The organism is Parasphingorhabdus halotolerans, assembly GCF_012516475.1.
Classification (GTDB): Bacteria; Pseudomonadota; Alphaproteobacteria; order Sphingomonadales; family Sphingomonadaceae; genus Parasphingorhabdus; species Parasphingorhabdus halotolerans.
Genome location: NZ_CP051217.1, coordinates 1,526,949 through 1,549,048, shown reverse-complemented (window position 1 = coordinate 1,549,048; position 22,100 = coordinate 1,526,949). Strand labels below are relative to the sequence as shown.

Genomic DNA, 22,100 nt, shown 5'->3' with positions numbered 1-22,100 from the left:
AGTCTGCCATTTCTATTTGCACCCAGCCGCGCTTTTGCCGCTGGCTATCCGGTCGCTGAGCCGCCCGCTGGCCTCATCGGGATAGACATCCTGAAGTTCACCCAGCACCCGGCAAGCATCCGTTTTTTTGCCAAGTTGCACGAGCGCTGTGCTGAGAAAATAGAGACTATCTGGCGCTCGTTCACCGCGGGGCATTTTTTGATAGTTCTCATAAAGAGCGACTGACGCGAGCGCGGGCTTGCCATCATCGAGATAGGCGCGGCCCAGCAGATTTTGCGAAAAGCTGGCGCGGCGATGATCGGGGTGATCCGCCGCCGCCTTTTTTAACTGGGCTTGCGCTTCCGGGAAATATTTGGCTTCCCAGAGGCGATATCCATAAATATAAGCGTCCTCGCCCGCATCTCCGGTATCGGGCATGACAATCGAAGCAACGACTTCGACGCGCTCAGGGTCAGGTGTTGCTGTTGCACTGCTTGTGCTGGCGCCTGCAGCCGGGGCGGATGAAGAAACGGACGATGAAACAGACGATGAAACAGAGGTTCCACCGGTGCTTGCGGAAGACCCGGGTGTTTCCATTGCGGCCATTTTGTCTTCAATCTGCTTCAGTCGGAAGCCATTCTGCTCCACCTGGCCGGTCAAGTCGGCCATGCTACGTTCCAGCGCATCGACGCGGGCGATTAAATCAGTCACCGCAGAGGTTGTTGTAGAGGGTGCGCTTGTCGCGGCATTTTCCGGCGCAATATCGGGCTCAAAAAACTTGGTTGATCCGCCCGGAAAAACTTTGCGCTGAACGGCACGCATTTCTTTCTCAAGCCGATCCACTCTTTTCCCAACGCCGGAATCCTGCGCATATGCGGGAATTGAGACCAGAAAACTGGATATCAGTAAGGGTAATATAGCGCGTTTCATGCGGGTGCCTCCAACTAGAACGCTATATTAACCATATATCGCCCTGAAAAGTAAATAGATTTGCTGGTGCCGCCGGGAAGCCCGCAATGTGCCGATGCTCGCGGGTATCAACTAGTTCGTATCGGAATCATCATTTCCGTTCTGCGTGGCGATCGTTCCTGCCCCTGCTCCCGCCTCGCCGCGCGCAAGCAACGCGGCTGCACTAATACCGACATCTTTTATCGTACGCTCTGCCGTGCCCAAGGCCGGTACGACTTGCCCGTCAATGGTGACTGTTAAAGCATCAGGCCTGCCGGTCAAGATCTGCGGGCCTTTGGCATCAGCAGGAACTGTGAATTTCTCGCCTGCTGCCATTTCCTTTTCAAACAGCCGTTCGCCATCTTCATCATAAATTTTTAACCAGACCTTTTCGGTTGCTGTCAGAACCACTGTGCCGGTTTGCGCAGGAGCGGGACCAGCGGCCACCTGCGGGGTGCCTGTTTGGTTCTCGTCTAATACTTCACCCGCAACATCCGTTTCGTTTATGTCCGTCGCCAGCGAGGATGGCTCCAGCACCAAAGTGCGCCAAATCAGATAACCGACAAGAACCAAGGCTCCAATTCCGGCCGCCGTAAACGCAAGCATTTTGGGTGGTATGCTAGTAGGATTAGCGGGAGAATAGCCACTGGTTTCCGGTTGATAGGCGGCGTGACCCTGTTCATCCATTTCTTCGCGCAACTGCGTCCCGATTGTGACTTCGCTTATGCCCACCGCCCGTGCGTAAGATTTGGCAAAGCCGATAGCGTAGGTGCGTCCCGGCAATGCCGCGAAATCTCCAGCCTCGATTGATTTGAGATGCCGCTGGGGAATACGCGTTGTTTTTGCTATATCTTCGATACTCAGATTTTTTTGCTCGCGCGCATGGCGCAGCATATCCCCAGAGCTATGCAAGCTCAATTCGGCTTTGCTGTCATTTAAATCATCTTCGGCCAAAATACTCTCCTACGGCCGGTTCGTAGTGCGACCCCGAACCCCTTGAAACCCCAGCAAGAGAAAAGCCACCGCGCGGGCGTAAAGTCAATGATTATCAGAGTCAATCACGAGGATAACGAGAATATGTGACGTCCGTTAACGTCTCAAAGAGAAATATCCCGATATTTTCACCGTTCCTTTAAAAGGGCAACGGTTCGTCAACCCAGATCGACGCGATGTTTTGCAGCCCATTTCCGCAGATATTCGCGGGAGTTTTCGGGGGGGCTTTCAAGATAGAGTCCAGTTGCTTGCGCACCTCATTAAGATCAACCGACCGCACCATGGCTTTGATTGGACCGACTGAAGCCGGCGTAATCGAAAGCCGTTTTACGCCCAGACCAAGCAGCGCCAACGCATCAAGAGGTCTTCCGCCCATTTCTCCGCACACGCTTAGCTCGATGCCCCGTTCTTCCGATTCCTTGATAACTCTGGCGAGAAAACGTAAAATTGCCGGGCTCAACCAGTCAAAGCGCTCCGCGAGCTTGGGATTGCTGCGGTCTGCCGCGAATAAAAATTGCGTAAGGTCATTGGTACCAATGGAAAGAAAATCCAGTCTCGGCGCCATTAAATCCAGACATTCGGCAAGCGCTGGAACTTCTAGCATTGCGCCGTAGCGGATGGATACGGGAAGTTGCTTTTTGCGAGCACGCAAATAATCGATCTGTTTCTCAAACACCGTTTTCGCTTCATCAAATTCCCAGGGTTCCGCGACCATCGGGAACATGACATTGAGCTTCTTGCCAGCCGACGCTTCCAGCAAAGCACGCGCTTGCACCTTCATCAAGGCTGCGCGCTCCAGTCCAACACGTACTGCGCGCCAACCCATCGCCGGATTTTCTTCCTTGATTATGCTGGCCTGAAAATAGGGCAGAGGTTTGTCGCCGCCTATATCGACTGTGCGGAAGATGACCGGCTTTTCGCCCGCCGCCTCCAGAACGTCGCGGTACAGCCGGGTTTGTCCGGTGCGGCTGGGCATCGTCGCTGCCACCAGGAACTGGAATTCGGTGCGGAACAGTCCGATGCCATCAGCACCGGTAAGACTGAGCATGGCGATATCATCCCGCAAGCCAGCATTGATATTCAGCGTAATCCGGGTGCCATCCTTTGTGACTGACTCTTTGTCTTTAAGCTCGGCATAATCGGCGCGCTTTTTCTGGCTGCGTTCAAGCTGCGTTTCGAATGCCTGTTCCATGGTCACGTTTGGACGTACAAAAAGAGCATTCTCGTCCACATTTAAAAGCAAGTGATCGTCGTCCCGCACCGTCTGGCGGATATTCTTGACCTGTCCGAGAATAGGAATGTTCATCGCTCTTGCTATGATTGTCACATGCGCGGTCAGTGAGCCTTCTTCCAGAACAACCCCTTTTAGTCGCCGCCTGTCATATTCTAGCAATTCCGCCGGGCCCAAATTGCGAGCGATAAGAATAGTGTCCTTGCGCAGCCCCATCGAGGCTGCCGTGCCCATTTGGCCAGACACTATTCGGAGCAAACGGTTGGCAAGATCTTCCAGATCATGCATCCGTTCCGCGAGCAAAGGATCGGAAATTTGCCGCATCCGCATACGGGTATGTTGTTGCACGCGTTCAATCGCAGCCTCGGCGGTGAGCCCGCTGTCAATCGCTTCATTGATGCGCCGGCTCCAGCCCTCATCATAAGCGAACATTTTATATGTCTCGAGCACCTCTTCATGCTCGCCGCCGACGCCGAATTCGGCTTGGCTGGTCATCTGGTCAATCTGGGCCCTCATCTTGTCAAAGGCCGAATATACGCGATGCCGTTCCGCCTCGGTATCTTCGGCTACCGTATGTTCAATCTTCACGCGCGGCTGGTGATATACCGCGTATCCGCTTGCCTTCCCCTTGACCAACTGCAGCCCGGTCAGTCGGAGTGCCCCGTCATTGTGAACCTCTGGAATGTCAACACTATGTTCGTCGATAAGGTCAGCATTGGCAATGAGCTCTGCGAGCACCATTGCTGATGTCTCGAATGCCTCTATTTCTTCGTCTGAATATTTTCGCGGTTCGATGTGCTGAGCGCATAACACGCCGACCGCTCGCTGATTCCGGATGATCGGAACACCTGCAAAACTATGGAATTTTTCTTCGCCGGTTTCAGGGCGATATTGAAAATCCGGATGGCTCGCGGCTTCATCAAGATTTAGCGTTTCGACGTTTTTTGCGATGTACCCGGTCAGCCCTTCGCCATAGGCCAGTTTTGTGACATGAACCGCCTCCTGATTAAGGCCATGAGTAGCAAAGAGTTCAAGCACACCGTCGCGCAGCAAATAGATTGAGCAAACTTCGCTGCTGACGGCTTCTGATATCCGATCCACGACTTGATTGAGTTTGGTCTGGGCATTGCCGGAAGAGGCCATGATAGCGCGCAATCCGGTTAATATACTGCGTGCCGTAACCGGAGCGGATACGGGTCTGGTGGTCGAACTCATTTCCATAGCCGAAGCCTATCAGAAACTATCTAATCAGGCGATAAGCAATAGCGGTATTCCAAAGATTTGTCGAAAGCGATCATAGATGTCGCCACTAACCTTGGCTAACGGCGAAAAACTATCGTCAAGCTTCTGCCAGCAGTTCTTCCTTCAACCGCAGTTTTTCTTTTTTCAGTTTGTGGATTTTTATCGTGTCTGGAAACGGGCGACTTTCCTCATCATTAATTTGACGGTCGAGGGCTTCGTGTTTTCCGCGCAGTGCGGTGACATGATTATGATCCATAAATCTCTCCTTGAAATGAAAACATGCTGTTTTGAAAGTTGTTGCGGGCGTCCCTTTCATTGCGGCGGCCAAAGGCATTTCGGCGCGGTTACGTTATCATGATTACAATTGTCTTGGTTTCGACATGAACCACGAATAAGGTTAAGATTACAAAATATTGGCAAACACGCAAGGGGTGATTGGGTTCAAAATGGCGATGAGCGATGAAGAGTTGCGGCAGCGCCTTGAACTGTTGAGAGTGGAGCATCGCGATTTGGATCAAGCGATTGCGGCTCTTCTGGAGTCTGGTAGCACCGATCAGCTGCGGGCAGCTCGGCTCAAAAAGCGCAAATTATTGCTGCGGGACCGGATCATTCAGATCGAGAATGCGCTGATCCCGGATATCATCGCATAGATCTGCTGCGTTGCCTTCATCTTAACTATCCGCACCGTGTCACATTGGAACAGCGTTGCATTAACCTTTTTTGATGGTGATTTTGGACTGTCATTGTGGCGCAAAAATTTGCTAAGCAGGCCCTATGACGGAAGCTAAGGCCTTGCTTACACCAAAATTGCTGGACGCGCTTTATACCGAAGCCATGGTGCTTGCGGATGAGGCGCGATCCTATTTCGAGTCCGGGCGCTTCCATGAAGATTGCGATGCTGATGCGACGCTTTCCGTATCATTCTCGTGCGAATCATTGAAAGTTACGACCCGCTTGATGCATTGTATCGCATGGCTGTTAAACCAAAAAGCCTTGCACAGCGGCGAGCTTAGCGAAGGCGAGGCCTGGAACCATGACCGTGCTTTGGGCTATGCGGCGGCAAGCGATGGTCCGATGGTTGAGCGTTTTCCGGTCGAAGCGCAGCAAATTGTAATGGCCAGCGAAGAACTGTTCCAACGCCTGCAAAGACTGTCCGCCCGGCTTGAGCGCGACATGGAAGATGAGCCCGCCGTTCTGAACATGCTTCGCCGACTGCAGAGCAGCTTTTAGACATTCCCCGATAGCCCGGAAACTATAGGGTTTGGTGATCTTGTTTGATCAGGCTGCCACCGTCTCATCCAAAGCTGGATAGTCAATATAGCCTTCAGGTCCCTGACTATACCAGGTCGGCGTGAAGTCGATCGGGTTTAGCTCGGCGCCTGTGCGGAATCGCTCCGGCAAATCGGGGTTGGTTATAAAAGTCCGGCCAAAGCTGATCGCATCGCCTTTATTCTGGGCGAGCGCTTCTGTGCCTTCTTTGTAGAAATAATCGCTGTTTAAAACCAGTGGGCCGTTGAACACAGGCCGGATATCCGGGCTAACCCTTGGCACATCCGTGTTGCCATAAGTGCCATGCGCAGGCGGTTCGCGCAGTTCGAGAAACGCGATACCGATATCGCTGAGCATTTTGGCCGCTGCCGTGAATGTTTCTACTGGCGTTGCGTCATCCGCGCCCTGGGAATCTCCATTGGGGGAGAGGCGCACCGCGACGTAATCGCCGCCCCAGACATCAACAAGCCGCTGGGTCACTTCGCCAAGCAAGCGGATACGGTTTTCGATAGGGCCGCCATATTCATCGGTCCGCAGGTTTGTACCAGACCGGATGAACTGGTCGATCAGATAGCCGTTGGCACTGTGCAATTGCACACCATCAAAACCGGCCTTTTTGGCGTTCTCGGCAGCATTGGCATAGTCGTCGAGCAAGCCAGGCATTTCGGAAATTTCCAGAGGCCGTGCCTGTTCATAGTCCTTCTTGCCTTGGTAGGTGCGGATCACGCCGGGGCCGGTCGTTGCAGAAGCAGAAACCGGTCGCTCGCCATTGTTGAAATCCGAGTGAACGAGGCGGCCCATATGCCAGAGCTGGCACATAATCCGCCCGCCAGCCTCATGCACTTGCTCGACAATCGGTTTCCATGCTTCGGTTTGTTCATCGTTCCAGATGCCAGGCGCAAACGGTGTGCCGAGGCCTTGCTGGCTGATACCAGTAGCTTCGGAAAGAATTAGCCCGGCACTCGCGCGCTGTGCATAATATTCGCCCATAATCGGTGTCGGCACATGCTGCATGGTAGAGCGGCAGCGTGTAAGGGGAGCCATGAGCATGCGGTTCGGCGCTTCAATGGCGCCAAGTTTGATGGAATCGAATAATGTGGTCACGCGGGTTCCCTTTGTGGAAGAGTTATCAGAAGTTAACTGGACAGTTAAGAGAGCGGGCGCGTCAATGCAATGCTTTGAAAGCCAATAAATATACTCTATGTTGATAGGATATCTTTCGTCCATCTCAGGAGCCTTTATGCCCACCCCATTGCCTGTTGATCCCACTCTCGATGAAGTGCGCGTCTTTTTAGCGCCGTTGCTGGCCGAGCAAGCGGCATTTGACGGCTGGAACGAAAAAGCAGTGGCTGCGGCGGCGGAGCAGGCCAGTATTGATGCGGATATGGCGCGGCTGGCTTTCAATGAGGGCGCGGTTGATATGATCGATGCCTGGTTTCAGGCGATTGATGAAGGGATGGCGGCGAAATATTCCCAAGAGCAGCTGGGTGCGATGAAAATTCGGGAACGGATTACCGCATTGGTGGAGGCGCGCTTGGAACAGATGGAGACCCAGAGAGAAGGTTTGCGGCGGGCTTTGGCAATACTGGCCGCGCCTCCAAACCTGCCCATCGCTGCCAAGCTGGGTTGGCGTGCAGCGGATAAAATGTGGCGGCTGGCGGGTGACACGGCAACCGACTATAACCACTATACTAAGCGCACTTTATTGTCGGCGGTATATGGCAGTACGATCACAGTTTTTCTGGATGACGAGAGCGAGGGCCTTGCCGATACCAAGGCGTTTCTCGGTCGCCGGATCGAGAACGTGATGCAGTTTGAAAAAGCCAAGGCCAAGCTGACGCGTCCCGGTGGCGAGCGTTTCAGCATGGCCCGGTTTATCGGGCGTTTGCGGTATCGCGGAGTTTGATTTTCGCGCTATGCCTGGCACAGATATACAATAAAAGACTCGCCAAACACAATCAATATTGATAATCAGTTGCAATAACAGATTGTCGAGTTTGTATATGCACGCACCAGTGAAATCAACCATCACCCTTGACCGGCTTTCCTTGCGGCAATGCGGGGAAGTGTTGGCTATCGACTGGACCAGCATGTCTGAAACAGAAGGCCGGAGATTGCGCGCGCTGGGGCTGGATGAGGGCGTGACGGTCGAAAAACTGCATAAAGGCATGTTCGGGTTTAATGACCCCATCGCGCTAAAGGTGGGCCGGATGATGATTGCAGTGCGCAAATCCCATGCGCAAGCGATCACGGTCGAACTGGTCCCGGTAATCGCGACAGCATAATATATGACCAAGGCAGCCCCTCTGATTGTCCTGGCGGGCAACCCCAATGCGGGCAAAAGCGCGCTGTTCAACGCGCTGACCGGGGCGCGGCAGAAAATCGCCAATTATCCCGGCGTGACAGTTGAGCGTAAATCAGGACATTTCACATTGCCGGATGGGCGACCGGCAGAGCTGGTTGATCTGCCGGGAAGCTATAGCCTTGAACCGACCAGTCCCGATGAAGAGGTAACGCGCGGCGTGATCACCGGCGAGTTTTCCGGTGAGCGCAAGCCGGACGCCATCATCATTGTGCTGGATGCCGCCAATCTCGACAATCATCTGCGCTTTGCACTGGAAGTGATTGCGCTGGGCCGACCGGTCGTTTGCGCGCTCAATATGATGGATTTGGCGGAACGCGATGGCCTGACCCTTGATCCGGAAAAACTGGAAAAGGCGCTGGGTGTGCCGGTGGTGCCGACAGTGGCCGTGCGGCGGCGTGGCCTGCAGGAACTATCGGCTGCCGTGGAAACACGGTTGGCCGCAAAGGCGACGGACGCGGATATTATCGTGTCCCAAGAACGCGATCATGGTCTGCGCAAACAGGCCAAGAAAATCGCGTCACAGGCCGTGATATCCGAAACCGCAGGCAGGCGCTGGTCTGAACGCACGGACGCAGTCCTGCTTCACCCCTTCGGTGGGCCGCTCATCCTGATGGCGATTTTATTCGTAATGTTTCAGGCGGTTTTCGCCTGGTCAGAAGCGCCTATCGGCTGGATTGAAGCGGCGAGTGCATGGGCCGCCGGCGCCGTTGAAGCCAATATGGCAGAAGGATTTTTGCGAGACTTCATCATCGAGGGGGCGATAGCTGGGGTGGGGTCCGTGGTCGTTTTCCTGCCGCAGATTTTGATCCTGTTTCTCTTTATATTGCTGCTGGAAGCCAGCGGTTATATGACCCGCGCTGCCTTCATCATGGACCGGATGATGGCAGGCGTAGGCCTGTCCGGTCGGAGCTTCATTCCGCTGTTATCCTCCTTTGCCTGCGCCATCCCGGGTATCATGGCAACGCGCAGCATCTCTGATCCCAATGACCGGCTAACCACCATATTGGTCGCGCCGCTTATGACTTGCTCGGCGCGTCTGCCGGTTTATGCGATTATCATTGGCGCGTTTATTCCTCCGACCAGCGTTGGTCCGGGTATCGGCTTGCAGGGACTGGTGCTATTCGGATTGTATCTGTTCGGTATTGTCGGCGCGATGGTCGCTGCGTTGCTGCTCCGCCGGACGGTCACCAAAGGCCCGAATAGTGGTTTTCTTATGGAGATGCCGAAATACCAGCTACCCCGCATCCGCGATGTCGCTCTGGGCCTGTGGCAGCGCGCTTATATATTCATGCGCCGGGCAGGGACGATTATTTTTGCAGCCACGGTTATCTTGTGGTTCATGCTGAGTTTCCCCAAAGTGCCGATCGACAGTCCGGTTAGCCAGGTGGATTATTCCGCTGCTGGCAGGATCGCCAATGTGATTGAACCGATTGTCACTCCCATTGGTTTCAATCGCGATATCGCACTGGCGCTTATCCCGGCCATGGCGGCGCGCGAAGTGGCTGTTGCGGCGCTGGCCACGACCTACGCGATTGATGCGCCGGATGAAGAAGCCGAAGCAAAATCGCTGACCGAGCGCCTGCAAAGCCGCTGGTCGCTGCCGACCGCTCTGGCATTCCTCGCATGGTTTGTTTTCGCGCCGCAATGCATCTCGACCATCGCTGTGACCCGCCGCGAAACCAATGGCTGGAAATGGCCGATGTTCATGCTCGCCTATCTTTTTGGTTTGGCATATCTGGCCGCAGGCATAACGTACTGGACTGCTGTCGCATTGGGGTTGTAGGACGGTCCGCATCGACTCATAATCAACGGGAATTTCAGACATGGCAGGCGGCATTAACAAGGTCATCATCGTAGGCAATTTGGGCAAGGACCCGGAAGTGCGCACGTTCAACAACGGCGGCAAAGTCTGCAATTTCAGCGTTGCGACATCGGAAAGCTGGAAAGACAAGCAGACCGGCGAGAAAAAAGAAAAGACCGAGTGGCACAATATCTCGATCTATAACGAAGGTCTTGCAGGCGTTGCGGAAAAATATCTGCGCAAGGGCAGCAAGGTCTATCTGGAAGGCAAGTTGCAGACCCGCAAATGGCAGGACCAATCGGGTAATGACCGCTACTCCACAGATATTGTTTTGCAGGGCTTTGATGCCAAGCTCGAAATGCTTGATTCGCGTGGCGGCGGACAAGGTGGTGGCTCCAACGACGGCTGGGGCGGCGGCTCTTCTGGCGGGGGCCAGGGAGGTGGTTCCAACGACGGCTGGGGCCAGACCGGTGGCGGATCAGGCGGTGGTCAGGGCGGCGGCGCATTTGACAGCGATCTGGATGATGATGTGCCGTTTTAGTTGTCGAGTATCTGGTTTTTAGCAGGTTTGTCCATCCGCAAAAGCACAATCATGTTTGAATGTCTGGAGTGCCGACAGTCCGGACTCAACCGACCCGTTCAATAATCAGATATTAGCCCAACGGTGACTTATCCAGCGTCGAACCTAATCGTCCTTCTGTACCATTTTTTCTTTGGATAATCGGCAATACATTTAACAATGCTTTCAATATTAAGTGATATAGCAACTTCAATATTTCGAATAATTGAGAAGATTGAAGCCAAATGGACAGCGAAGAAAAACGGATAGACCGTCAAATCGACTGGTTGAAAAATGCGTCGCCCGAAGATTGGCACCGCGTAGCGATTAGTTTTGATTATTATACGGGTGGGCCGATAGACCCGTTGTTCTGGATCGTCCGTCAGGATGAATGTGACAAAGCGACTGCATTGAACATTTTCTGGAAAACGCGTCCTCAAAGTTTCCTCCGTCTCTTGGCCGAGGAGCAACCGATTGATAACGAGAACCAGAATTGGAAGATGGCGCAATTCATAAGTCAAAGGCTGAACGAACATGGATTTACAAGGTCAAATATCGCGTTCGAAGCCACTTCCTATATCGAAAGTGATTACGAACAGCTTGTAAGCTATGAAGAGCAGTTAGCCCAGTCGCCTTTGAAATCCCATGAGGATATGAAACTGTCTATCAGTGGACAGAAAATTGATCTCAACGGAGAATTTGCCAAGCGCTATCCTCAGGAATTTCATAACGCAGAAATACGTGAAGAACATCTGACTGCGCTTCAAATTGATTATCTGAAAGAAGGGTCGCCAGATGACTGGCATTTGATTGCTGCCGATTGGAATTGGGATAATCGGCTGGATGTCTTATACTGGATCGTAACCCAGCCGGAATGTGACAGAGCCACAGCGCTCCTTGTCTTTTGGAAAGGCGAACCTGCGTGCTGTGATTACGAAACCGAAGAAGCAAAAATGGGCGATGACATTTATGCCGTCGCGCCGATGTTGCGGTATATTTCTGAACGTTTCAATACAACCGGATATACCCGCTCGGAAATTGAATTCAATTACCTCGTCGCCAAGGGGGCTTATACGGATTCTAGATTTGCTCCCAAAGATGAAGATAACGAGATTGGCGACGTTAAGGAAATCGTTGAACGCCAGAAAGATCTGACTGATCCCAAGGTCAAACTTCACCCGGATATGAAACTTTCAAATATCGTCGGACGAAAAGTCAGCGTTTATGGTAGCCAGAATGATTTCTATAACAAATTCCCCCTGTATTTCGATATTGACGGCTCTGAAATGGGGAGCGGTGCAGTAGTCACCGAGTCTGATTTTCAGCGCCCGATTAACGAAGCACGAAAGGATGATGGGGCGGTTTCTGTCGACGATGCTTCTGCCCGAATTAGAGCAATTCGCGATGGGACTGAACAAAAAGATGTTAATGCGGGATTGCCGGGTTTTCAATCTGAGGCGATATCGTTAATTTTCAACACGGTCTTTATCGGGATAGTTCTTGTAGCTTTTACTATTGGCGCATTATCGCGATATGGGCAGGTAATTGGCTGGCTGATCGGAGGTGGCCTGTTGCTATATTTGTCCTACAGTGCGCTATCGTGCATCCAAACGATGAAGTCGATCCTGAACTCTCATGGCTTTGGCTTTCCAAAACTGAGGGTCGCTATTTCCATGGTAACAAGCCTGTCAGTTGGTGCGGTGCTGGGATATCTTTTCCTTAACGATGTGGGCGCGTTTAGGGAAAATTATGGAATGGTAGCGGTCCTGGTGTTTGGATTTTTAGTAGTCTTGCCGACGCTCTGGTTCGCTGCCAAGCTCCTGTTTCGTATTCTTTTTAATCTAAAGTGAAATGTCGGTAAATCAGACTGACATGACGACTGAAAACACGTTAGCCGCTAATAATGAACCTACTTTAGCGGTATAGCTGAAACGAATATTTGAAAGATAAGGGATTAAGTAGACCGCACCAGTCGCTAGCAATTCTTGCAAGTCAGTGTCAGTGCGGCAGTATTAACTTGGATAACGCTCAAAGCTTATGCCCCGTCCGGTCGCGCTTTGTATCGAGATAAAATTCATTATGTGGATTGGCGGCTATCTTTACCGGCAATCGTTCTTCAACAGCAATGCCGCAGCGTTCCAAGCCTTCGACCTTCTCCGGATTATTGGTCAGTAGCTTCACATTGGCTATCCCGAGCAATTCCAGCATTCGCGCCGCAATCCCGAAATCCCTTGCATCGATCGCAAAGCCGAGCCGCTGGTTGGCATCGACGGTATCAAAACCCTGATCCTGCAACGCATAGGCGCGGAGTTTATTGATAAGCCCGATCCCGCGACCTTCCTGTCGCAGGTATAGCAACACGCCCCATTTCGCCTCGCTCATCTGGTCCAGCGCGCTGTGGAGCTGCGGGCCGCAATCGCATTTCAGGCTGCCCAGCACGTCACCGGTCAGGCATTCGCTGTGCAGGCGCACAACCGGCGTGCTGTCGTCGCGCTCGCCGACAACCAGCGCGATATGATCTGTGGCGTCCGCATCACTGCGAAAACCGTAGATATGCGCGTTTGCATTGGCTGCAACCGGCAGTTTGGCGTGGGCGCTCATGATTAATGCGCTGGAATCGGCATAGGCAGCAACGTCACTTGCCATGACCAAATCTTCGGCAGGTCCATCTGTGATGATGAAGGCGGGAAGCAGGCCGCCATGTCTTGCCAGTTCCATCGCCGCTTTGGCTGCGACCGGATTGTTCAGTGCTTCGCTGCGGAACGGTCCCTTCATCGGATGGCGCATATCGAGCACCGGATCGACAATCGCGATCACTTCCTCCGCTGTCACCGGACCATCCAGAGTGATTTGCACGGGCAGGAGCGGATCAGCGGCGGCAAGCTGGTTCAAAAGCTTTAGCGTATCCGCGCGGCTGGCAGATATGAGTAATGACACTTGGTCTTTGTCTGCCAGGGAACTGTCCAGATCGCCGGTTTCGACAGGCAGCAGGTTGAGAATCTCGCCATTTGCCTTGACCCCGATCAGCCAGCCACGGCGGAGTGCGTCAATCGCGCGGGCTGCGCGCCGCGCCGCGACCTTCTTGGCCTCGTCCTGAGGCGAGTCATTCAAAATTCAAATTCCGTAATCAATGCTGCATGATCCGATGGCTTGGTCCAGCCGCGCGAATCTTCGTGGACACTATGGCTTACCGCCTTGTCGGCCAGCTCCGGACTTGTCCAGACATGGTCGAGACGGCGGCCTTTATCGGCGGCACGCCAATCGTGCGCGCGATAGCTCCACCATGTATAGAGGCGTTCGGGGTCCGGAATGAATTTCCGCCCGATATCCACCCAGCCATGGGCATCCTGAAGTTTTTTCAAAACATCAATTTCAATCTGCGTGTGGCTAACGACATTGATCAGTTTTTTGTGGCTCCAGACATCCGCTTCCAGCGGCGCGATGTTGAAATCGCCCATTAATATTGTCGGCGTTTTCAGATCCGCTGACCAGTCAATCATGCGTTGATAATAATCGAGTTTCTGTCCGAATTTTGGATTGGCGTCGCGGTCAGGAATTTCGCCACCTGCCGGGATATATACATTTTCGATTCTAACGCCGTTATTCAGGATGGCGCCGACATGCCGTGCTTCGCCGTTATCTTGCCAGTCGTGGCGGGTATGTTCATGCAGCGGCACCCGGCTGATCATGGCCACGCCGTGATGCATCGGCTGCCCGCATAATATCTGGTGATTGTAACCCAAACGCCGGAACATCCCTTCCGGAAATTGATCATCACGCACCTTGGTTTCTTGCAGACATAATATGTCTGGTGAGACCTCGGTCAGGAAACGCTCAACAAGGTCGATACGGGCGCGGACGCTGTTAATATTCCAGCTTACGATTTTCAGGCTATCAGTCATGGCAAGCTGTCTAGCCATGCTGACAGCGAAACCCAAGTCAAAAGCCACATGATTTTTTGCAAATTTTATAGTCTTGTGAGGGCAGATTTTGAATGAAAAACCCCCACCTCCGGGGGCATTTAGGAGGTGGGGGCTAACTCGCGTTCGTCACGCATAGGATGGTCCGAAGATTGTATCATCAGGTAACAGGGGGAAAACCTGACTGCCTCATCTCATCCTGTAACCCTTATAGATCGGCGTTTCTGTCGCTTGTATGAACGGAATCCTGAATGGCATCCGCTGGTCGAACCGGGGCCTCAGTTCATCGTTTGCTGCGGCTTTTCTTGCGCGGATCGGTCCAGTTGAAGGTGCTATTGTCTACGGAACCGCCAAATTTCTGGTTCTCGAGCCTGATCGAGGTCCGGTTATTTTTCGAATCGAGCGATACCCAGCCATCCAGCACAAGGCCGGCCGGCCCCCGCGCGGATTTGGTGAAAATCATTGTAATGACACCATATTCCGGGCGTTTTGGATCGCGCACTTCAACGCTCAGGACACCGGGATTGCGAGTCGGTATGAGTTTGCCGTATTTTGACAGATCACGCTCGGGGTTGAGCAGGGCACCAAGAGGACTGTTCTTGATCGGCCAGCGCTGCACCTGGTTCACATCATAATCTATCATTGTCAAAGACTTACCATCGCCAACGATCAGCAGGTTTGCGTCCTTGCCATATTGAAAGCGAATCTTGCCCGGCTGCTTCAGGGTCAGTTTTCCTGAAAGAACCTGTCCGCTGCGGTCCGCCTGCGTAAAATTTGCGGTCATGGTGGTCATTGCGCGCAAATGGGCTGAAATCGTGTTCAGGCTGTCAGACGGACTCTGCTGGGCTGTGGCGGTGCTGCTGGCCATTAACGCCAGCGGCGCGGCGGCGAGAGCAAAAGCATATTTTAACATATTGAAAACTCCAGAATATTTGAGTTCTAAACTACAAGAACGCGATTGAACCGCACCTGAATTGACCGGCAATCGGCTAGTCAGACCCGCATCATATCACTTCACCATTCTGATCGCGCAGCACCTCGCGGCGACCAATATGGTTGGGCGGGGAAATGAAACCATCTTCTTCCATCCGGTCAATGATTCGCGCAGCGGTGTTGTAGCCGATTCGCAATTGCCTCTGGAGCCAGCTGGTTGACACCTTCTGGCTTTCAAACACAATTTGGCAGGCCTGCGCATATTGCCGGTCTTCCTTGCTGTCGCTGAGGTCCGCGCCATCAAGCGCATAGCTGCCGTCTTCGGGCTCTTCGGTGACCGCCTGAATATAATCAGGAGAGCCCTGCGCGCGCCAATGGTCGGCGACGAACCGGACCTCATCATCGGAAATAAACGGACCATGCACGCGGGTGAGCTGCTTGCCACCGGGCATGTAAAGCATATCGCCTTTGCCAAGCAGCTGCTCTGCGCCTTGCTCACCCAAGATGGTGCGGGAGTCGATTTTCGAGGTCACATGAAAGCTGATCCGGGTTGGCAGATTGGCTTTGATAACGCCGGTAATGACATCAACAGACGGACGCTGGGTTGCCATGATCAGATGGATGCCAGCAGCCCGGGCTTTTTGTGCGAGGCGCTGAATGAGGAATTCGACCTCTTTGCCGGCGGTCATCATAAGGTCGGCAAGCTCGTCGACGATGATCACGATCTGCGGCAGGACTTCAAAATCCAGCTCTTCTTCCTCGTAGATCGGGCGTGAGGTATCTGGATCATAGCCGGTCTGGACTTTGCGGCCCAGCGGCTTGCCCTTGGCTTTGGCAGCCTTCACTTTCTCGTTATAATTGGCCAGATTACGCACCGAGATGGATGACATCATCCGGTACCGTTCTTCCATCTGTTCCACCGCCCATTTGAGCGCGCGGATCGCCTTGGCGGGTTCCGTAACCACCGGGGAAAGCAGATGCGGAATATCATCGTACGTGCTGAGTTCCAGCATCTTGGGGTCGATCATGATCATTTTACACTGGTCGGGCGTGAGCCGGTACAATAGCGACACGATCATACAATTGAGCCCGACCGATTTACCCGAACCGGTGGTGCCCGCAATCAACAGATGCGGCATCGGTGCAAGATCAGCTATGACCGGATCGCCGGAAATATTCTTGCCCAAAATAATCGGCAATTGTCCGGTCTGCTCCTGAAAACTATCGCTGCCGATCATCTCATGCAGCGACACCATTTCGCGATTTGCGTTCGGCAGCTCAATGCCCATCACCGTGCGGCCCGGAATAGCTGCGACGCGGGCGGATAGCGCCGACATATTGCGCGCAATATCCTCGGCAAGCTGGATTACGCGGCTGGCTTTGATGCCGGGCGCGGGTTCAAGCTCATACATGGTGACGACAGGGCCCGGCCGTACGGCGTTGATCGTACCTTTGACGTGAAAGTCATCGAGCACCGATTCCAGCAAGCGTGCATTGCGCTCCAGCCCGGCCTTGTCGATGACGTTATTAGGTTGCGCCACCGGTGGGATTAGCAAATCAATCGAGGGCAGCGAATAGGGACCAAAAAAATCGCCTTGCTTGCCTTTGCCGAGTTCGGCTTTTTTAGGCGGCAGCGCGCGGTCACTAATTTCTGGTGGCGGCCGGTTGTCGGGTTTGACTTCCTTGCGCGGTACCGGTGTCTTCTTGGCCGCTGCGGGCGCTTGGCTTACCGATGGTTCTATTACTAGACCGCTATCAAGATCTTTCTTGCTAAACGGGTTCTTCATTTCGGGAAGTTTGAGCATCGGGCGGAAGAGGGGTTTGTCGAGGCGCAAGCTGAAATAACTCATCACCGCACCGCCGGTCAGGGTCAGCGCAATCAGCACGCCCGAGGCAATCCCGCTCCAGCTTGTTGATATTGCGCTGAGGCCAGCGGCAATCCCTTTGGCCGAGAGCATCCCGGCCAGACCGCCCCAACCGGACGGCAATTCAACCTGACTGTCCGGGAACCAGAGCGACAAAGCGGTCGCGATAAGAAAAGCGCCAAATAAACACCAGAGTAGCTGGCCCTTCCAGCCAGGCTGGGGAATATCCTTCCAGAGCCGGTTGGCGAACACCAGCATCAGGGGCAAAATCGCGAAAATCGATATACCGAGCAGCGAGAACAACAGATCGGACGCATAGGAACCGAGTATTCCCATCCAGTTATTTTCCACAGCGCCCGCCGCCGTGTTGAACGAGGGGTCGCTCAGAGAATGGCTGACAAGAGCGAGAAACAAAAAAACGGTGGCAAGCAAAAGCGCCAGAGCGCCGATGAGCGCACCGCTGCGCACAACGCTCAAACGCATCAACTCCCGCCAGTTTGCTTCATTCGCCTTGCCGGCCATTATTCTAGCTCCCACGCCTTACTCAGATCGGCGTTCACATTAACCAAATCTTCCTTTGCGCGAATCGGGGAGTCGCCGTCAAGTTTCGCGTGTTTTTTTGAAAGCTTTTATCGCCCCAAGATGCTTCCTTTTACACCATTGACCATCTATCCTGTCCGGAACTGAAATGGATATGAGGCAATATGAACAGCGATACCCTCCATAACAGCGATGTGATTATCCTTGGTGCGGGACTGGTTGGATTGACCCAGGCCCTTGCTTTCGCAGCCCATGGGCTGAAAGTTACGGTTATTGATCGGGCAGAACAAACTGACTTGGTTGATGCGCAAAACGATGCGCGGGTTTCGGCAATCAACAGCGCGAGTTGGAAAATGTTTGAAGCCTTAGGGCTGGCGGAAACGCTGGAGCCGCATGGCTGCAATATTCGTCAGATTATCATAAACGACGGCCTGAAGCCCGGAAAGCTTGATTTTACACCCGACGAAACAGACGGACCGCTAGGCGTGATGGTGCAAAATAGCGTGCTACGGCAGCTGTTGTTCGAGGCAGCGCAAGCCCATGATTTGATCGATTTGCATATGCCAGCGCAGGTAGAGATCTGTGATCGCAGCGAGCATATTGTTTCCGTTACGCTGGATAGCGGAGCATCCGTACGGGCGCCGTTATTGGTTGCCGCTGATGGACGCGGCAGCATGATGCGCGAGGAAGCAGGCATCACAATGGCACGCTGGCAATATGAGCATAGCGCGATTATCTGCACAGTTTCCCACCAGCAACCGCACGGCCATACCGCTTACGAAATATTCTATTCGGCAGGCCCGTTTGCGGTTTTGCCGATGCAGGATGCCGGTCGCGTACATCGCTCGGCGATTGTGTGGACAGTCGCGCGGGACGATGGACCAGCGCTGGCAAAGATTAACGAACGCGCCTTTGTTGCCGAACTGATGAAGAAAACCGGAGGTTTTCTCGGCGCGATGGAATTGCTCTCACCGCGTTCCACCTATCCGCTTGGTTTTCATCATAGCTCTGATCTGGTCGCCAAGCGACTGGCGCTGGTTGGCGACGCGGGTCACGGTATTCACCCGATAGCGGGGCAGGGGCTTAATCTGGGATTGCGTGATGTGGCTGCGCTCACCCAATGCGTTGTGGATGGCGCACGGACCGGGCTGGATCTTGGCGATACGCAAATATTGGCGCGCTATGACCGCTGGCGCAGCCTCGATAATCTTATGGTATCTGCAGCGACAGACATATTGACGCGACTATTTGGTTTGCCCGGTGATACGTCTTCTGCGATCCGGCGTTTCGGTATTGGCATCGTCCAGCGGATCCCGCCACTCAAAGCGCAATTCATGGCGGAGGCGCGGGGCGAAAGTGGTGATCTGCCAGCACTGTTGATGGGTGATCTGGTTTAGATTTGGACACTAGCGTCACAAACCTAGCGCGGTCCCTGACCGTCATCGACCTTGATCACCGTGCCCGTCACCACTTCTGACGAAGGTGATACCAGATAGAGCAATGTGCTGTCCATCTGCTCCGGCTGGCCCAGCCGTTTACGGGGGAAGTGGACCGAGAAGTCGCCAGCCCGATCGATCATCCCATCGCTCATATCCGTATTGAACAATCCTGGCGCGATTCCGTTAACATTGATGTGGAATCTTGCCCACTCGACCGCGAGAGCCTCGGTTACGCGCACAATGCCTGCTTTGGTGACAGAATACAGCGCCGCGCCGTTGCCGCCATATTGGGTTGCGGCGATAGAGGCGATATTGACAATCCGTCCCGACATCTTCTGCTCGATCAAAGGCCGCGCAAATTCGCAGGATAATATGTATGCGCTGCGCAAATTGGTATCCAAGACATCGTCAATCAGTTCCGTGGACATTCTGACGGCATGTTCAGCGTCTACAATACCGGCATTATTGACCAGAATATCGGGTTGGCCCAATGTTTCCGTCACCGCGGGTATGATTGCCTTGAGTTGATCGGCATCCTGCACATCCAGCGCAAACGCAGCGGCGGTCCCGCCGTCAGCGGTGATTTCACTAACCAGTTCGTCAAGCTTGTCCTTGCGCCGCGCTGTACACGCTACTTTAGCGCCGCAAGCCGCGAGAACCTTGGCAAAACGACGGCCCAGACCGGCAGATGCACCGGTGACAATTGCCGTACGGCCCGTCAGGTCAATAGAAAAATTGGGCGAAAAATTCGATGTGGTCATTATCGGGCATCCAGTGAAACAAAATGTGTGAAACTAGGTTGAGGATGCCCGATAATATTACGTCAGCGCAAGCGCCAAATTAGTTATTCAGATCATCCTCGGTAATAGGAACAATCTTGATTTCCACGCGGCGGTTGGCTGCGCGGCCTTCTTCTGTGGTGTTCGTTGCAATCGGTTGACTCTCGCCATAGCCCTTGGTTGCCAGCCGCGCCCGTTGCACGCCGCTGTTGGACAGGAAGTTGGCGACCGATTCAGCACGACGTTCCGACAATGCCTGATTATAGGCATCGGTTCCGGTGCTGTCGGTATGACCAAGCACGTCAACATAGCTTTTTTCATATTGTGACAAGGTGTTGGCAACGCTGCCGAGTGTCGTCTGGAAATTCGGCTGGATCGCGCTGCTGTCCACCGCAAAAGTTACATTGGATGGCATATTGAGGATGAGGTTGTCACCTTCACGGGTCACATCAATGCCAGTGCCAGCGGTCTGCTCACGCAGCTTCTTCTCCTGCTGGTCCATATAATAACCGATGCCCGCGCCTGCGAGGCCGCCAAGACCAGCGCCAACGATTTTCGCAGTCCTATCGTTGCGACCGCCCAAAACGTCGCCGAGCAGATAGCCGCCAACCACGCCTCCAACGCCGCCAATTGCTGCCTTGGAAATTGTTCTATTGCCCGTTTCCGGATTGGTGACACAAGCACTGGTCAATGTCAGTGCGCTCAGCGAAACTGCGGAGATCATAATTTTCTTCATATTCATAATGCGTTCCCTCTCTGTTGAATCTGATATAGATAATACGCTTTTTCAACCAGATGGTTGCCGTTAACCACAAATCAGATGAACAATGACTGACAGGAAGTTTGTCATTCTGTAAAACTTATGGCTATAGGGGCCTTTGGGCTTATTCCCTTATTTACTTGGATATTATGACACCCTTTCCCTGGTATGATGTCGCCATCATCGTTATTTTAGTTTTGATCAACGGCGTGTTCGCAATGTCCGAACTCGCGATTGTTTCTGCGCGCAAAGCGCATCTCCACAGTATGGCCGATCAGGGGAACAGGGGCGCTAAAACAGCGCTCAAGCTCGCTAGCGATCCCGGCAAATTTCTTTCGACTGTGCAAATTGGCATTACACTGATCGGTATTATCGCCGGCGCTTACTCCGGAGCCAGCCTTGGCGGCCCGGTAGCAGAGCGATTACAGGCATTGGGTCTTGCAGAAGAATGGTCGGCTACGACCGGATTTGCGCTGGTTATCGGCCTGACAACTTACGCCTCGCTGGTTATCGGTGAACTGGTTCCAAAGCAGTTTGCCCTGCGTTCGGCCGAACGGATCGCGATAATCATGGCGCCCGCCATGGATTTGTTAGCGCGAGTCGCTGCGCCATTGGTGTGGCTGCTGGATGGTACAAGCGCGATCATATTCCGCGCGCTCGGGTTGAAGCGCGACCAGATACAGCACGTCACCGCCGACGAACTCCAGATGGTTTTCGCCGAGGCGACCCGTTCCGGTGTTATCGAGGAACATGAAAGAGCCGTGATCGCCGGTGTCGTGCGCATGGCGGACCGCCCCATTCGCGAAGTCATGACCCACGAACAGAGGTGGACTGGCTGGAAATTTCCGCGACCACCGCAGAAATTCATGCCATGCTGATCGAATCGCCGCATAGCCGTCTGCCGGTTGCCGAAGGGTCTGTTGATGAAATTCGCGGTGTTGTGGTGGCGAGGGATATCGTGGCAGCGCAATTTAGCGGCCAGACGCTCGACTTGCGGGAGTTGATGCGGCCGCTGGAAAAAGTTCCTGACCAGCTGGATGCCCTCGACGCGCTCGATATTTTGCGCGAGGCCGAGGTTCCGATGATCCTGGTGCATGACGAATACGGCCATTTTGAAGGCATTGTGACCCCCAATGATCTGCTCAGTTCCATCGCCGGTGAGTTTGTTTCCGATCAGGACGAGAGAACCCAGCGCAGTGTTATCGAGCGCGCGGACGGAAGCTTGCTGGTTTCCGGCGCGATGGCGATCGATGCGCTAGCAGACCGGTTGGGCATCAAGCTGTCAGAAGATCGCGATTATGCCACTGTTGCCGGCCACGCGCTGGCGCAGCTACGCCATTTGCCTGAAGAAGGAGAAAGCTTTGAAGACCAGGGCTGGGTTTTCGAAGTTGTCGACATGGATGGGCGCAAGATCGACAAATTGATTATTCGCGCGACCAATCCCGAAATAGACTAGAAAACGCTTAGTCCAAGTCCT

The 22,100-nt window shown here is 53.6% G+C and carries 18 protein-coding genes and 2 pseudogenes; 9 read left to right on the top strand and 11 right to left on the bottom strand.

Translation table 11 applies throughout. The features are described from left to right. Positions 1–12: 12 nt before the first annotated feature. The 4 genes and pseudogenes from HF685_RS07455 to HF685_RS07440 form a co-directional block, all read right to left on the bottom strand. Positions 13–909 carry a tol-pal system YbgF family protein gene (locus HF685_RS07455; protein ID WP_168818977.1) on the bottom strand — a complete coding sequence of 299 codons (897 nt, stop codon included), beginning with the start codon at positions 907–909 and terminating at the stop codon, positions 13–15. A 111-nt stretch (positions 910–1,020) separates the two neighbouring features. Next, the gene (locus HF685_RS07450; RefSeq protein WP_168818976.1) at positions 1,021–1,881 is read right to left on the bottom strand and encodes a helix-turn-helix domain-containing protein; all 861 of its coding nucleotides are present in this window, start codon (positions 1,879–1,881) and stop codon (positions 1,021–1,023) included. A gap of 197 nt (positions 1,882–2,078) precedes the next feature. Beyond that, a pseudogene (gene ptsP / locus HF685_RS07445) lies at positions 2,079–4,366 on the bottom strand (phosphoenolpyruvate--protein phosphotransferase). A gap of 124 nt (positions 4,367–4,490) precedes the next feature. Continuing rightward, positions 4,491–4,649, bottom strand: coding sequence for a DUF465 domain-containing protein (locus tag HF685_RS07440; RefSeq protein WP_168818975.1), 159 nt, complete (start codon positions 4,647–4,649; stop codon positions 4,491–4,493). Positions 4,650–4,845: 196 nt separating this feature from the next. Between HF685_RS07440 and HF685_RS07435 the strand changes: the two genes are divergently transcribed. Beyond that, a complete protein-coding gene (locus HF685_RS07435) occupies positions 4,846–5,043 on the top strand; it encodes a YdcH family protein (protein WP_168821369.1) in 198 nt (65 codons plus the stop codon). Between the two features lie 124 nt (positions 5,044–5,167). Beyond that, entirely contained in the window at positions 5,168–5,623 is a 456-nt protein-coding gene (locus HF685_RS07430; RefSeq protein WP_168818974.1) for a DUF1465 family protein, read from the top strand. Positions 5,624–5,671: 48 nt separating this feature from the next. On the opposite strand, the gene HF685_RS07425 is transcribed toward HF685_RS07430, so the two are convergent. Further along, positions 5,672–6,766 carry an alkene reductase gene (locus HF685_RS07425; RefSeq protein WP_168818973.1) on the bottom strand — a complete coding sequence of 365 codons (1,095 nt, stop codon included), beginning with the start codon at positions 6,764–6,766 and terminating at the stop codon, positions 5,672–5,674. Between the two features lie 97 nt (positions 6,767–6,863). Here HF685_RS07425 and HF685_RS07420 point away from each other — a divergent pair, with 97 nt between their 5' ends. From HF685_RS07420 to HF685_RS07400, 5 genes are all read left to right on the top strand, one after another. Next, entirely contained in the window at positions 6,864–7,568 is a 705-nt protein-coding gene (locus HF685_RS07420; RefSeq protein ID WP_425500179.1) for a COQ9 family protein, read from the top strand. Between the two features lie 97 nt (positions 7,569–7,665). Continuing rightward, positions 7,666–7,947 (top strand): FeoA family protein, encoded by a 282-nt coding sequence (locus tag HF685_RS07415; protein WP_168818971.1) that lies wholly within the window; start codon positions 7,666–7,668, stop codon positions 7,945–7,947. A 3-nt stretch (positions 7,948–7,950) separates the two neighbouring features. Further along, complete coding sequence (feoB, locus tag HF685_RS07410) at positions 7,951–9,810, top strand: ferrous iron transporter B (protein WP_168818970.1); 1,860 nt, start codon at positions 7,951–7,953, stop codon at positions 9,808–9,810. A gap of 40 nt (positions 9,811–9,850) precedes the next feature. Next, positions 9,851–10,369 carry a single-stranded DNA-binding protein gene (gene ssb / locus HF685_RS07405; RefSeq protein ID WP_168818969.1) on the top strand — a complete coding sequence of 173 codons (519 nt, stop codon included), beginning with the start codon at positions 9,851–9,853 and terminating at the stop codon, positions 10,367–10,369. 263 nt (positions 10,370–10,632) lie between these two features. Beyond that, the gene (locus HF685_RS07400) at positions 10,633–12,237 is read left to right on the top strand and encodes a DUF4274 domain-containing protein (protein ID WP_168818968.1); all 1,605 of its coding nucleotides are present in this window, start codon (positions 10,633–10,635) and stop codon (positions 12,235–12,237) included. A 178-nt stretch (positions 12,238–12,415) separates the two neighbouring features. Here HF685_RS07400 and ribA read toward each other — a convergent pair whose 3' ends face one another. The 4 genes from ribA to HF685_RS07380 all read right to left on the bottom strand — a co-directional run bounded on the left by ribA (position 12,416) and on the right by HF685_RS07380 (position 17,627). Then, complete coding sequence (gene ribA, locus HF685_RS07395; protein WP_168818967.1) at positions 12,416–13,498, bottom strand: GTP cyclohydrolase II; 1,083 nt, start codon at positions 13,496–13,498, stop codon at positions 12,416–12,418. Continuing rightward, the gene (gene xth / locus HF685_RS07390) at positions 13,495–14,289 is read right to left on the bottom strand and encodes an exodeoxyribonuclease III (protein WP_168821367.1); all 795 of its coding nucleotides are present in this window, start codon (positions 14,287–14,289) and stop codon (positions 13,495–13,497) included. The genes ribA and xth overlap by 4 nt, the downstream gene beginning before the upstream one ends. 301 nt (positions 14,290–14,590) lie before the next feature. After that, positions 14,591–15,220 (bottom strand): LolA family protein, encoded by a 630-nt coding sequence (locus HF685_RS07385; RefSeq protein WP_168818966.1) that lies wholly within the window; start codon positions 15,218–15,220, stop codon positions 14,591–14,593. A 91-nt stretch (positions 15,221–15,311) separates the two neighbouring features. Then, positions 15,312–17,627: a DNA translocase FtsK gene (locus tag HF685_RS07380; RefSeq protein WP_168818965.1), complete on the bottom strand. Its 2,316-nt coding sequence runs from the start codon at positions 17,625–17,627 to the stop codon at positions 15,312–15,314. A 182-nt stretch (positions 17,628–17,809) separates the two neighbouring features. Between HF685_RS07380 and HF685_RS07375 the strand changes: the two genes are divergently transcribed. Continuing rightward, a complete protein-coding gene (locus tag HF685_RS07375) occupies positions 17,810–19,042 on the top strand; it encodes a UbiH/UbiF/VisC/COQ6 family ubiquinone biosynthesis hydroxylase (protein ID WP_168818964.1) in 1,233 nt (410 codons plus the stop codon). 23 nt (positions 19,043–19,065) lie between these two features. Here HF685_RS07375 and HF685_RS07370 read toward each other — a convergent pair whose 3' ends face one another. Together HF685_RS07370 and HF685_RS07365 are read right to left on the bottom strand one after the other, a co-directional pair. Then, the gene (locus HF685_RS07370) at positions 19,066–19,845 is read right to left on the bottom strand and encodes an SDR family NAD(P)-dependent oxidoreductase (RefSeq protein ID WP_168818963.1); all 780 of its coding nucleotides are present in this window, start codon (positions 19,843–19,845) and stop codon (positions 19,066–19,068) included. Between the two features lie 79 nt (positions 19,846–19,924). Further along, entirely contained in the window at positions 19,925–20,605 is a 681-nt protein-coding gene (locus HF685_RS07365; RefSeq protein ID WP_211051437.1) for a YiaD family glycine zipper/OmpA-like lipoprotein, read from the bottom strand. A 167-nt stretch (positions 20,606–20,772) separates the two neighbouring features. On the opposite strand from HF685_RS07365, the pseudogene HF685_RS07360 reads away from it, so the two are divergent. Further along, positions 20,773–22,079 (top strand): annotated as a pseudogene (locus tag HF685_RS07360) (hemolysin family protein). The last annotated feature ends 21 nt before the right edge of the window (positions 22,080–22,100 follow it).